Source organism: Microvirga terrae, from assembly GCF_013307435.2.
Taxonomy (GTDB): domain Bacteria; phylum Pseudomonadota; class Alphaproteobacteria; order Rhizobiales; family Beijerinckiaceae; genus Microvirga; species Microvirga terrae.
In genome coordinates, this window is record NZ_CP102845.1 from 1,534,062 (window position 1) to 1,547,321 (window position 13,260).

The window sequence follows — 13,260 nt, forward strand, 5'->3', positions numbered from 1 at the left end:
CGATTTTCCAGAGGGAGACATCACAATGAAATTCTCATCCACCATGAAAGCGCTCGGTCTGACGGCCGCAGTCGCCCTGGCGCCGCTGATGGCATCCGGGGCTCAGGCGGCCGGAACGCTGACCACGGCCGTCGCCATCGATCCAGGCAGCTGGGATCCGATCGACACCTTCCTGGTCAATTGGTCATCGGCCGCCAACAACATGTTCGACGGCCTCACGGCTCGCGGCGCGGACATGAAGTTGAAGCCCGGCCTCGCGACGTCGTGGGAGTTTCTCGACAACAACAGCCGCATCCGCTTCAAGCTGCGGCAGAACGTCAAGTTCCACAACGGAGAGCCGTTCAACGCGGCTGCCGTGAAGTTCACCTTCGACCGTCTCCTCGGCGAGGAGGGCAAGAAGGGACCGCAGCAGTCGAACTACAACACCATTGATCATGTGGAAGTCGTCGACGACTCGACGGTCGACTTCGTCATGAAGCAGCCGGACCCCGTTCTGCTGACGAAGCTCGCCGGCTATGGCGGCATGATCGTGCCGCCCAAATACATCCAGGAAAAGGGTGACGCTCACTTCAACCTGAACCCGGTCGGCACAGGGCCGTTCAAGTTCGTGGAATACAGCCCCAAGGTCAGCCTCACGCTTGAAGCCTTCCCAGAGCATTGGGGCGGCGCGCCGAAACTCGACAAGGTCGTCACCCGCTTCATCTCGGAGGCGAACACGCAGGTGGCCGAGCTTCAGGCAGGCCGCATCGACGTGGCAACCCTGATCCCGTTCGGCCTCGCGCCGACGGTGGAAAAAAGCCCTAACCTGAGCCTCATCAGCATCACCGGCCCGACGGTCGTGGCCCTGCGCCTCAACACCCGGGACGGCATTACGAAGGACGTGAATGTCCGCAAGGCGCTGATCATGGGAATCGACCGGGATGCGATCATCAAGGCGGTGCTCCTTGGTCATGGCAAGCCGATCGCAAGCTTCCAGTCGGATCTGTCCTTCGGCTACGACCCGAGCCTGAAGCCTTTGCCTTTCGATCTCGCCAAGGCGAAGCAGATGCTGCAGCAGGCCAAGGTCCCGGCCGGCGCCCCGGTGCGGATCGACTTCCGCGGCAACGACGCCACCTTCCGCGAGGTGGCTCAGGCCGCTGCGGGATTCCTCCAGGCGCTCGGCCTCAAGCCCTCGCTGCAGCCGCACGAGCCGCCGGTGCTGCTCAACGACATCATTCCGAACGGCAAGACGGGCGAAGCCTGGCACAATGCCTGGGGCGGGTGGACCTTCGACTACGACAACACCGCCTACCTGATGTATCACTCGGGCGAGAAGTGGAACCCCTACGACAACGATCCCAAGCTGAACGCTCTGCTCGAGAAGCAGCGCACGATGTACGACGTCAAGGAGCGTGAGAAGGTTCTGCAGGAGATCGCCCGCTACGTGGCCGATCAGGCGCTGGAGATCCCGCTCTACAACCAGAACACGATTTTTGGCGTGAACAAGCGGGTCAAGAATTTCGATGCGCCCGCAGACAGCCGCTTCCGGTTCATGGAAACGACCGTCGAGTGACGAATACCTTCGGACATTGCTCCTCGCGGCGATGTCCGGAACCAAGACATTGATGAGGGCCCCGCGCGAGCGGGGCCGTTTTTCCAAGATCAAGAAGGACCCCAGGATGGCAGGCTTCATCCTCAAACGATTGTTGCAGGCCGTTTTCGTGGTCCTCGCGGTGACCTTGATCGTCTCCTTCGCGATCCGCCTGTCGGGCGATCCGGCGATCATGCTGATGGGCGGCGGCAACGTCACCGAGCAGGATCTGCAGAACATCCGGCAGGCGCTCGGGCTGGAGCGACCCTTCTACGTGCAGTATGTCGCGTTTCTCGAAGGAATGGTGAGAGGGGATTTCGGCAAGAGCTTCATGGGCGGCACGCCCGTCTCCATGCTCATTGCCAACGCCCTGCCGGCCACGCTCCTGCTGGCATTCGCCTCACTTCTCGCGTCGATCATCCTGTCGGTGCCTCTCGGCGTGTACGCGGCCGTGAACCGGGGACGCTGGCCGGATCAGATGATTCGCATCCTGTCGCTCGTGGGCCTGTCCTTCCCGAACTTCTGGCTCGCCATCATGATGGTGCTGCTGTTCTCCATCGTGCTCGGACTCCTGCCGCCGAGCGGAATGGAAGGCCCTGAGAGCTTCGTGATGCCGGCGCTCACCATGGCGATCATTCTCACGGCCACCAACGTGCGCCTCGTGCGGACCTCCATGCTGGAGACGCTCTCGCAGCAATACATCATGGTGGCGCGCTCGAAAGGCCTGCGCGACCGCGTCGTCCTGTACAAGCACGCCCTGCGCAACTCGGCCATTCCGCTCGTCACCTATATCGGCCTGCAGTTCGGCGGCCTCATCGGCGGCATCGTGATCATCGAGCGCGTGTTCAACTGGCCCGGCATGGGCACTCTCGCGTTCGACGCGATCTCGAACCGCGACTACCCGGTGCTCCAGGGGACCATCACGGTCCTGGCGCTCTTCATCGTTCTCATCAACCTCCTGGTCGACATTGCCTATGGGCTGATCGACCCGCGTATTCGGACGGAGTAGGGCCCATGGCTGCCGCTCAGGCCGCGTCGTCGGCGCGCCGACACTTCAGGTCGCTCGAACTCGTTCTCGGTCTATTGCTGACCGCGAGCATGGGATTGGCCGTGCTGTTCTCCGGCTTCCTCTTCCCCGATGGCGGCGAGAGCATGGACCTCATGGCCCGCCTCACGCCGCCGTTCCAGGATCTCGCCCATCCCCTCGGCACCGATCCCCTGGGCCGCGACGTGCTGGCGCGCGTCATCGTCGGCGGCAAGATATCGCTCACGGTCGGCGTTCTTTCCGTGATGGGTGCGGTCGTCGTCGGGACGGTCGTAGGCCTCGTCGCCGGATATTATCGCGGGATCGCCGAGATCCTGCTGATGCGCTTTGCCGATATCCAGCTGGCGCTCCCGTTCATCCTGCTGGCCATCATGTTCCTCGCCATTCTCGGAACCGGCGTCGACAAGATCATCTTCTTCATGATCGTCGCCCAATGGGTCCAGTATGCGCGCCTCGTGCGGGGATCCGTGCTGGCGCTGCGGGATCGGGAGTTCATCCTCTCGGCCCGGGCCATCGGCGTCGGCAACGGACGCATCATCTTCACCCACATCCTGCCCAATGTGCTCGGTCCCATCGTCATCCTGATGACGCTCAACGTGGCCAACAACATCCTTCTCGAAAGCAGCCTCACGTTCCTGGGACTCGGCGTCGATCCGCTCATCCCGAGCTGGGGCGGCATGCTGGCCGACGGACGCACCTATCTGCAGACGGCCTGGTGGGTCAGCGTGTTTCCCGGGCTTGCCATCATGTTCACCGTGCTCGGCCTGAACCTTCTGGGCGACTGGCTGCGCGACCTTCTTGATCCGACAGGACAGACATCACGATGACCACTTTGCTCGACGAGCACATCCCGCGCGCCCTCGATACCCTTCTGCGTGACTGGTCCGCAGGCGATCATCGCGGCGTGACGCTCGAAGCCTGGCTGTTCGAAGACGAGGCGGCGCGCCGTGCCGCAGAGGCGGAACTGGCGGGAGCCGGGATTCGCGCCCGGCTGCGAAGCGCCTACAAGCCGCTCGTCCATGCTTTTCTGGAGGAGTTCGATACCGCCAACCTGAAGCGCGTGGCCATCCGCTATCCCGTGCATGAGGAGGCGGACCGCCTGCGCTTCCTCTCCGAAACATATCCTCTGGCGGCCCTGCTCGACGGGGTCGAGACTCTCTTCGAACCCGGTCCTGCGGATCTGACCTACCGGGTGACGCTCGAATACCAGGATGAGCGCGTGGCGGAGCATGAGGTTTTCGCGCCGAACCGCCTGCGCACCAACCATCTCGATCAGGTGGATCTCACGCCGACCGGCTGGCTGAGGGTGACCGGGCGTCCCGGCGACGAACCGGACCTGAACGAGGCGCTCGAGACCGAATTCGAACAGGTCTATCAGAAGGTCATGGCGAGCGTTGCGGCCCATGGATGGCCTGACACGGAGCCCTATGCGGAAACCCTGGCGATCGACGTGACGATCCCCGGAATCGAGCGTCCTCTCGATTACGGCGACGAGGTGATGAGCACGCGCGAAGCCCTGCATGAGGACTTCTATTTCTCGCTGCTCGAATTCTTCAAGCGCAGGTCCGGCCGGCCTCCCGAGGACCGGAGCGTGCAGCCGGGCCAGATCGTGCCGGACATTCGCGCCGGTCGCGGCGATGCGCATGTTCGGGTGACCCTGCGTGCCTTCGGTGAGCCGCAGAATCCGGCGAGGCCCGAGCAGGACATTGAGACGGCGGAGGCTGCGCCCGGTCTCGCCCAGATCTACCACGAACTCGCTGCGCTTCCCGGAGAGACCTTCGAAGGCATCTCCCGCGAGGGGCGGCCGGTGCGGGGGATCTATCGCGCGGGCTCGCGTCCCGCGGTTCTCGTCACCAGCGGGCAGCATGCCAACGAAACCTCCGCCCCGGTCGGGACGCTGCGCGCCGTGCGCCGGCTCCTGGCCAACCCCGACGCCAACATCGCCTATATCCCGGTCGAGAACCCGGACGGCTATGCGCTGCATGGACGCCTGTGCGAAGCCAATCCGCGCCATATGCACCATGCGGCGCGCTACACTTCGCGCGGCAACGACCTGGAATACGGCGAAGGCGAGCCGGTTTACGAGATCGGTGCTCGCCACCAGGCGCTGGCATTGTCGGGCGCCCAACTGCACCTCAACTTCCACGGCTATCCGGCCCATGAATGGACCAGGCCGCTCACCGGCTATCTGCCGCGTGGGTTCGAACTTTGGACGATCCCGAAGGGCTTCTTCCTCATCATGCGACATCACCCATCCTGGAGTGGGACGGCGAGGACGCTGATCGAAGCCGTGACGACGGGTCTGTCGGCCGTGCCGGGCCTCGCCGAGTTCAACCGCCGTCAGATCGAGATCTGCTCGATCCATTCTGGGGGAACTCCTTACGAGATCATCAACGACGTGCCGTGCCTGATCACGGCGGACGAGCGCCATCCCTCGCCCTTGACCCTCATCACGGAATTCCCCGACGAGACGATCTACGGCGAAGCCTATCGCTTCGCTCATACGGTGCAGATGGCAACCGTCATCGCCGCGGAGGAAGCCTACGCGTCGATCATGGCGAGAGTGGCCTAGCGCTCAGATCGACGGCGACACATCTCGGCCGCTCGGTACAGAATTGTGGCTCCGGACGAAACGCCGGAGCCCGTTCGTTCCGGGAACAAGCCGAGTCCCGCCATCGTTCTTCGGCGGAGCCGGCACGCAATGTGCCGGCCTTGCGGAGTGACGATCATGGCCCGGCTGTCCTGGAAGCAGAACGAGAACGATGCCTCCATCAACGAGGCGGTCGAACTTGTGCGGGAGCACGGGGAAACCCTGCCGTCGATCTCGGACGAAGATGCCTTCGGCGCCATGTTTGACCGGTTCGCCGACGCCAAGGTCGTGCTCCTGGGCGAAGCCACCCATGGCACCTCGGAGTTCTATCGGGCACGGGCTGCCATCACCAAACGCCTGATCGAACAGCACGGCTTCTCCATCGTTGCCGTGGAAGCCGACTGGCCGGATGCTGCGCGCATCGACGCCTATGTGCGTCACCACCACGTGCCCGACGGGGAGGATGAAGCCTTCGAGCGCTTCCCCACCTGGATGTGGCGCAACGAGGAAGTCTATGACTTCGTCAATTGGATGCGCGAGCACAACAAGGAGAAGGCGGAGGACGAGCGGGCCGAGTTCCGCGGGCTCGACGTCTACAGCCTCAACGCATCGATCCGCTCCGTTGTCGACTATCTGGACCGTGTCGATCCGGAGAAGGCCAAGGAGGCGAGGGGGCGCTACGGATGTCTGAGCCCCTGGCAATCGGACCCGGCCCGCTATGGCCGCGCGGTTCTGACCGGCCAGAAGAAGCCCTGCGATGAAGCGTTGCTGCGGCAGCTCCAGGACATTCTGGACAAGCGCATGGACTACCTCCAGGCGGAGGGCGGCGAAGCCTTCTTCGACGCGGTTCAGAACGCCAAGATCGTCCATGCGGCCGAGCACTATTACCGGATCATGTACGAGGGCGCGACGGAATCCTGGAACCTGCGTGACCGGCACATGTTCGAAACCCTGCAGAGCCTGCTGGCCCGGCGCGACAACGCCAAGGCGATCGTCTGGGCGCACAATTCCCATATCGGCAACGCCGCCGCGACGGCCATGGGCTGGCAGGGAGAATTCAACATCGGCGAGCTCTGCCGGAAGGCCTACCGCGATCAGGCCGTGCTGATCGGCTTCGGGACGGATCGGGGCACCGTGGCGGCGGCCGACGATTGGGACGAGCCCATGCAGGTGAAGGCTGTCAGGCCGGCCCGTCCCGACAGCCACGAGCGGATCTTCCGGGAGACTGGCCTCGGCTGCTTCCTGACCGACTGGCGGGAGAACGGCCAAGCCGACCTGACGGAGGTTCTCTCTCGGCCTCGCCTCGAGCGGGCCATCGGCGTGGTCTACCGGCCGGAGACCGAACTCTACAGCCATTATTTCGAGGCGGTGCTGGCCGAGCAGTTCGACGCCTTCATCTGGTTCGACGAGACCCGGGCGGTGACCCCGCTCACCCACGCCCATGGGAAGGGCATGCCGGAGACCTACCCGTTCGGGCTTTGATGCGCCGGCACCGCATGACTCTGGCGGAGGAGGGTCGTTCCTCTGTTCTCACTTTGTTCTTGACAGCGGGTGCAAGCTAAGCTATATCATGGCGCAGATCGGTTCCTGCGAGGGGCGCGCTCGCGAGGCGTCGCAAGTGTGGGAGCCGGCACGGTCCTGCGACAGGCTTCGCACCCCTGGGCGCGCAGGAGGCCGACCTTGGGCTCCGTCCAGCTGGTCCGCCTGAAAAGAACCGTGCGCGACGAGCAGCTTGGCTCTCGCTTATCACCTCAGACATCGAGCCGGGCTGCCACTCGCGCCACCCTCGATCATCCTGACAGGCTCGCAGCGCAAGCTGCGGGCCCGCAGGTGCTGGCTTCCCGGAACACTGCTGGTGATACCCCCTGCCTTGTCCCGGTCGCCTGCTCCTGCTAACTGACGGCCAACTTCATTCACATCTCGATCAAGCAGGGCTATTTCCGTGTCCCGTCAATTCATCTACCACATGCGTGGCCTCACCAAGACCTATTCGGGCGGCAAGAAGGTCTTGGACAACATCCATCTCTCGTTCTACCCGGATGCCAAGATCGGCGTGCTCGGCGTCAACGGCGCCGGTAAGTCGACCCTCCTGCGCATCATGGCCGGCACCGACACGGACTGGACCGGCGAAGGCTGGGTCGCCGAGGGCGCCCGCGTCGGCTACCTGCCCCAGGAGCCCCAGCTCGACCCGTCCAAGACCGTCCGCGAGAACGTCATGGAGGGCGTGGCCGCCAAGAAGGCGATCCTCGACCGCTACAACGAGCTCGCCATGAACTATTCCGAGGAGACGGCGGACGAGATGACCCGCCTCCAGGACGAGATCGAGGCCAAGGGTTTGTGGGATCTCGATTCCCAAGTCGATCAGGCCATGGACGCCCTGCGCTGCCCGCCGGACGACTGGTCCGTGGACAAGCTCTCGGGCGGCGAGCGCCGCCGCGTGGCGCTCTGCAAGCTGCTCCTCGAACAGCCGGAACTGCTTCTTCTCGACGAGCCGACCAACCACCTGGACGCCGAAACGACCGGTTGGCTGGAAGGGCATCTGCGCAATTACCCGGGCGCGATCCTGATCGTCACTCACGACCGTTACTTCCTGGACAACGTGACGGGCTGGATCCTCGAGCTCGACCGTGGCCGCGGCATCCCCTACGAGGGCAACTACTCGTCCTGGTTGACGCAGAAGCAGAAGCGTCTGGAGCAGGAGGGCCGCGAGGACGAGGCGCACAGGCGCACGATCGAGCGCGAGCGCGAGTGGGTGTCGGCTTCGCCCAAGGCCCGCCAGGCCAAGTCGAAGGCCCGTATCCAGCGCTATGAGGAACTCGTGGCCAAGGCCAACGAGAAGGGGCCGACCACCGCTCAGATCATCATTCCGATCGCGGAGCGCCTGGGCAACAACGTCATCGAGTTCGACAATCTCAAGAAAGCCTTCGGCGACAAGCTCCTCATCGACGGCCTGTCCTTCAAGCTGCCGCCGGGCGGCATCGTCGGCATCATCGGGCCGAACGGCGCTGGCAAGACCACGCTGTTCCGCATGATCACCGGCCAGGAACAGCCGGACGAGGGCTCGATCAAGATCGGCGAGAGCGTGAAGCTCGGCTACGTGGACCAGAGCCGCGACTCGCTCGATGCCAACAAGACCCTCTACGAGGAGATTTCGGGCGGCAACGAGGTGCTCTATCTCGGCAGGCGCGAGATCAACGCCCGCGCCTATTGCGGCGCCTTCAATTTCAAGGGCTCCGACCAGCAGAAGAAGGTCGGCGTGCTCTCGGGCGGCGAGCGCAACCGCGTGCATCTCGCCAAGATCCTGAAGTCCGGTTCGAACGTCCTGCTCCTCGACGAGCCGACAAACGACCTCGACGTGGATACCCTGAGGGCGCTCGAAGAGGCGCTCGAGGATTACGCGGGCTGCGCCGTGATTATCTCGCACGACCGCTGGTTCCTGGACCGCATCGCCACCCATATCCTGGCCTTCGAGGGCGACAGCCACGTGGAATGGTTCGAGGGCAACTTCGCCGACTACGAGGAGGACAAGAAGCGCCGCCTCGGTACGGATTCCACGATCCCGCACCGGATCAAGTACAAGAAGTTCTCGCGGTAAGCCGTTCGCGCGATCTTCCCCTTATGACGGACCAGAACGCGGGATGGGCAGGAGCCCGCCCGCGTTCTTCTTTTCAAGCTTTCCGACCCCGGGCTCGGGACAGCCGAGTAACCGACAGAAACCCGAACGATACCTTCAGCCGAGGTTCATCAGCGTCAGGCTACACTTCTGACGATCAAAGGGGCGGTAGGCGTTCACCGGATGTGATCTCCGGGTCTCTGCCCCATGGAGGTTCCTATGGCCTGCATGAAGCGAGTTCTGACGGTTGGGACCACCGCTCTGGTCCTGAGCGGTTCCCTCATGGCTGCCGCTCCTGCGACGGCCGGCGAGAGCACGGGCCGTTGGCGCGACGGGTCCTATGCCACGCCTTACGGGGTCGTCCGTCCGTACCGCGACTATGGTTACCGCGACTACGGCTATCGGCCTTACCGTCGCCACGGCTCCAATGTCGGCGGCGCGGTCGCGGCAGGCGTGGTCGGCGGCTTGGCGCTCGGCGCATTGGCGGCGCGTCCCGCCTACTCGTACCCGGCCTATCCCACCTACTACGGCTCGCAGGCCTACGATGCGCCGTCCTGTTATACGGTCCGCCGTCGCTTCGTGGATGACTGGGGCCGCGTCGTCATCCGCCGCGAAGAGGTTTGCGAGTAGCACTTGCCACGAGAGGCGACAGGAATGCCGGCGCAGTTCGGCATTCCGCCTGGCGGCGATTGTCTGTCCTATCAGGGATTTGGGTTATTGACCGAAACGGTGTATGACCCTTGAGGCACGAGACACCAGAAGAGAGTCCACGTGCCAGCCGATCACCTTTCCACCTTTCAATCCGTTGCCACGCCTGAAGAAGCCGTCGAGCGGCTCATCGCGCTTCACGACAGCGCCATCGAGGCCCAACGCCAGGCTCTCGAGCATTTCTTTTCCACCGGAACTTCGCCCACGCCGCTTGAGCGCTCGCGCTTCCGGTATCCTGAGTTGCGCCTCGATTATCGGTCGACCTCCCTGCCGCCGGTCAAGCAGCGCGCCTATGCCAAGTTCCAGGGACCGGGCGTCTACGCCACCACGATCACGCAGCCAGCTTTCTTCCGGAACTACCTGCTAGAGCAGCTGAACTATCTCGTGCGTGATTACGGCGCCACCATCGAGGTCGGCCTCAGCGACCAGGAGATTCCCTATCCATACGTTTTCGAGCGCGGAGACGAGTTGGGTCGGGGCGCGCATTCTGCGTCGGAGCTTGCGCAGCATTTCCCGACACCGCTTCTCGCCAAGGTGGGTGACGAGATCGCCGACGGCACCTGGGTCTTCCATGAGAACGGGCCTCGTCCCCTGGCGCTTTTCGACGCCGCGAGGGTGGATTATTCCCTGCGTCGCCTCGTGCACTATACCGGCAGCGACTGGCGCTGTGTGCAGCCCTGGATCCTGCTCACCAACTATCACCGGTATGTCGACCAGTTCATCCGCTGGGCCGTGAAGGAGATGGCCGATCCGGATGGGCCCTATACCAGGCTTCTGCTGCCTGGCGGCATCAGCATTGAGCGGGGCTTGGACGAGGCCGCGGTCGAGGACCTCATAGGCTCCTCGCCCTGGCACCGGTTCCAGATGCCGGCCTATCACCTGATGCGCAAGGACGGCCACGGCGTGACTCTGGTCAATATCGGCGTTGGTCCATCGAACGCGAAGAACATCACCGACCACCTGGCGGTGCTGCGGCCCCATTGCTGGCTCATGGTCGGCCATTGCGGCGGATTGCGCCAGTCCCAGTCCATCGGCGACTACGTGTTGGCCCACGGCTATCTGAGGCGCGACCACATCCTCGACAGCGCCGTGCCGCCGGAGATTCCGATCCCGGCTCTGGCCGAAATCCAGGTCGCCCTGCAGGATGCTGCGGTCCGGGTCACGGGCGAGCGCGGCGAGGAGCTGAAGCGGCGCCTGCGCACCGGCACGGTCGTGACCTACGACGACCGCAACTGGGAGCTGCGCTGGAGCCAGGAGCGGCGCCAGATCAACCTGTCCCGGGCCATTGCGGTCGACATGGAGAGCGGCACCATCGCGGCGCAGGGCTATCGCCTGCGGGTTCCCTACGGCACGCTGCTCTGCGTCTCGGACAAGCCGCTTCATGGGGAAATCAAGCTGCCCGGCGCGGCCAATGCCTTCTACGAGCGCGCCGTCAGCGAGCACCTCATGATCGGCCTCGCTGCGCTCGACATCCTGAAAGGCCAGCGATCCTCCCTCCATTCCCGCAAGCTGCGCAGTTTCGACGAGCCGCCGTTCCGATAGGCGAGTCCAATTGGGAGCCGAGTGGTACAGGCTCCCAGCTGACTTGGCAGATCCATTCTCCAAAAGGGCCCTAGCGAGCATGGCCCCGCCCGGCCTGTGAAACCAGCCTCAAGAACGTCGGCGGAGTCCCAAACCAGAGACAAGGCTCACGCCGTCGCTTGCTCTCCTCTCAAAATACATATAAATATATCTTTATATGTAAGAGCGAGATTTGGCCGTGCCTGACACCCCGTCTCCGTCCCTGGATCTGACCCTGGATGTCCTTCGGGCCGCCGCCGAGGAGACGCGCCTGCGGATCCTGGCCCTGCTGACCGAAGGGGAGTTGTCCGTTTCCGACCTCACGGACATCCTGGGGCAGTCCCAGCCGCGCATCTCCCGTCATCTCAAGCTTCTCGTCGAGGCGGGTCTCGTGGAACGGCACCGGGAAGGGGCTTGGGCGTTCTTCCGGCTCACCGACCGGGGCGTGGCCCTGCGAATCATCCGCCCGACCCTGGAGAGCCTGGACCGGTCCGACCCGCAGCTCCTGGAGGACCGCACCCGCCTCGAAGCCGTGCGGGCCCAGCGGTCCCAGGCCGCCCAGGCGTTCTTCTCCCGCCTGGCGCCTGACTGGGACCGGATCCGCTCCCTCCACGCTCCCGAAGCGGTGGTCGAGGCATCGGTTCTGGACGCCCTGGGACCGGCCAGGATCCGGAACCTCGTTGACCTCGGCACCGGAACCGGCCGCATGCTCCAACTGCTTGCGCCCCGGGCCAGCCGCACCGTGGGGCTCGATGCCAGCCACGCCATGCTGTCCGTGGCCCGGGCCAATCTCGAGAAGGCCGGCCTCAAGGGCATCGAACTGCGCCAGGGCGACATCTATGCGCCTCCATTCCCGCGCGACACCTTCGATCTCGTCATCATCCATCAGGTGCTGCACTACCTCGACGATCCGGCCCGCGCGATCCGCGAGGCCGCCCGCCTGGTGGCGCCGGGCGGTCGCATCCTCGTGGTCGATTTCGCCCCGCACGATCTCGAATTCCTGCGCGAGGCCCAGGCCCATCGCCGCCTCGGCTTCGCTCCCACCCAGGTCGCCGGCTGGCTCGACGAGGCAGGCCTCGATTGCACCCTGACCCGGGAGATCGCTCCGTCCAGGAAGGGCGACGAGCAGTTGACCGTATCCCTTTGGCTTGGCCAGGATCGCCGCGTGGTGACGGATTGGCCCTTGAGTGAACCCGACAGAGAGGTCGCCTGATGTCCCCGCTCACCCTTCGCCCCAGCCGGCAGGTCTCCCGTCCGATCAAGGTGTCATTCGAGTTCTTCCCGCCGAAGACGCCCGAGATGGAGCAGACCCTCTGGGCGTCGATCCAGCGTCTGGCTCCGCTCAATCCGCAATTCGTCTCCGTGACCTACGGGGCCGGCGGCTCCACCCGCGAGCGCACGCACGCCACCGTGTCCCGCCTCGTGCAGGAGACGCACCTCAAGCCGGCCGCGCATCTCACCTGCGTGGCGGCCACCAGGGAGGAGGTCGACGACGTCATCCGCTCCTACTGGGATGCGGGCGTGCGCCATATCGTGGCGCTGCGCGGCGATCCCGCGTCCGGCATCGGCACGGCCTACGAGCCGCATCCCGGCGGCTATGAGCGGACCTGCGATCTCGTCGCCGGCATCAAGGCCATCGGCGATTTCGAAGTCTCCGTATCGGCCTATCCGGAGAAGCACCCCGAGGCGGCGTCCCTCGACGCCGACATCGATGTGCTGAAGGCCAAGGTTGATTGCGGCGCGGACCGCGCCATCACCCAGTTCTTCTTCGACAACGACCATTACTTCCGCTATCTCGACCGCGTCCGCGCGCGCGGCATCGACATTCCGATCGTCCCGGGGATCGTACCGGTTCAGAACTTCAAGCAGACAGCGAACTTCGCGTCGAAGACCGGCGCGAGCGTGCCGGACTGGCTCGCCGCCCGCTTCGAGGGTTTGGAAAGCGACGTGGAGACCCGCAGGCTCGTCGCCGCCGCCGTCGCGGCCGAGCAGGTGATCGATCTCGTCGACCGGGGCGTCAACGAGTTCCACTTCTACACCATGAACCGGGCCGATCTGGTCTATGCCATCTGCCATCTGCTCGGACTGCGCGACCAGAGCGTGAAGGCCGCGGCCTGAATTTCCGGTGCCCGGCTCGGCCGGGCATCCACATCGCACACCATGAAACGAGCATC

General features: G+C 64.5%; 10 protein-coding genes. All 10 read left to right on the plus strand.

What is annotated here, in order from left to right:
- Nucleotides 1–25 precede the first annotated feature (25 nt).
- The 10 genes from HPT29_RS07280 (at nt 26) to metF (ending at nt 13,204) form a co-directional block, all read left to right on the plus strand.
- Entirely contained in the window at nt 26–1,552 is a 1,527-nt protein-coding gene (locus tag HPT29_RS07280) for an ABC transporter substrate-binding protein (protein WP_173947848.1), read from the plus strand.
- 106 nt (nt 1,553–1,658) lie between these two features.
- Nucleotides 1,659–2,579: an ABC transporter permease gene (locus HPT29_RS07285; RefSeq protein WP_173947849.1), complete on the plus strand. Its 921-nt coding sequence runs from the start codon at nt 1,659–1,661 to the stop codon at nt 2,577–2,579.
- A 5-nt stretch (nt 2,580–2,584) separates the two neighbouring features.
- Nucleotides 2,585–3,442 (plus strand): ABC transporter permease, encoded by an 858-nt coding sequence (locus HPT29_RS07290; RefSeq protein ID WP_173947850.1) that lies wholly within the window; start codon nt 2,585–2,587, stop codon nt 3,440–3,442.
- Complete coding sequence (locus tag HPT29_RS07295) at nt 3,439–5,187, plus strand: M14 family zinc carboxypeptidase (RefSeq protein WP_173947851.1); 1,749 nt, start codon at nt 3,439–3,441, stop codon at nt 5,185–5,187. The genes HPT29_RS07290 and HPT29_RS07295 overlap by 4 nt, the downstream gene beginning before the upstream one ends.
- A 156-nt stretch (nt 5,188–5,343) precedes the next feature.
- Nucleotides 5,344–6,687, plus strand: coding sequence for an erythromycin esterase family protein (locus tag HPT29_RS07300; protein ID WP_173947852.1), 1,344 nt, complete (start codon nt 5,344–5,346; stop codon nt 6,685–6,687).
- Nucleotides 6,688–7,147: 460 nt separating this feature from the next.
- Entirely contained in the window at nt 7,148–8,800 is a 1,653-nt protein-coding gene (gene ettA / locus HPT29_RS07305; protein WP_173947357.1) for an energy-dependent translational throttle protein EttA, read from the plus strand.
- Nucleotides 8,801–9,046: 246 nt separating this feature from the next.
- Complete coding sequence (locus HPT29_RS07310; RefSeq protein WP_247654421.1) at nt 9,047–9,448, plus strand: inner spore coat protein YmaG; 402 nt, start codon at nt 9,047–9,049, stop codon at nt 9,446–9,448.
- Nucleotides 9,449–9,589: 141 nt separating this feature from the next.
- Entirely contained in the window at nt 9,590–11,068 is a 1,479-nt protein-coding gene (locus tag HPT29_RS07315) for an AMP nucleosidase (protein WP_173947358.1), read from the plus strand.
- 217 nt (nt 11,069–11,285) lie between these two features.
- On the plus strand, nt 11,286–12,299 hold the full coding sequence (locus HPT29_RS07320; protein ID WP_173947359.1) for an ArsR/SmtB family transcription factor: 1,014 nt from the start codon (nt 11,286–11,288) through the stop codon (nt 12,297–12,299).
- Entirely contained in the window at nt 12,299–13,204 is a 906-nt protein-coding gene (metF, locus tag HPT29_RS07325; protein ID WP_173947360.1) for a methylenetetrahydrofolate reductase [NAD(P)H], read from the plus strand. Before HPT29_RS07320 ends, metF begins: the two co-directional genes overlap by 1 nt.
- Nucleotides 13,205–13,260: the final 56 nt, after the last annotated feature.

Excerpts from the sequence above, each read along its gene's own strand:
- HPT29_RS07295 (WP_173947851.1), top strand. The coding sequence starts at position 3,439 with ATGACCACTTTGCTCGACGAGCACATCCCGCGCGCCCTCGATACCCTT.
- HPT29_RS07290 (WP_173947850.1), top strand. The coding sequence starts at position 2,585 with ATGGCTGCCGCTCAGGCCGCGTCGTCGGCGCGCCGACACTTCAGGTCG.
- HPT29_RS07300 (WP_173947852.1), top strand. The coding sequence starts at position 5,344 with ATGGCCCGGCTGTCCTGGAAGCAGAACGAGAACGATGCCTCCATCAAC.
- HPT29_RS07310 (WP_247654421.1), top strand. The coding sequence starts at position 9,047 with ATGAAGCGAGTTCTGACGGTTGGGACCACCGCTCTGGTCCTGAGCGGT.
- HPT29_RS07285 (WP_173947849.1), top strand. The coding sequence starts at position 1,659 with ATGGCAGGCTTCATCCTCAAACGATTGTTGCAGGCCGTTTTCGTGGTC.
- metF (WP_173947360.1), top strand. The coding sequence starts at position 12,299 with ATGTCCCCGCTCACCCTTCGCCCCAGCCGGCAGGTCTCCCGTCCGATC.
- HPT29_RS07280 (WP_173947848.1), top strand. The coding sequence starts at position 26 with ATGAAATTCTCATCCACCATGAAAGCGCTCGGTCTGACGGCCGCAGTC.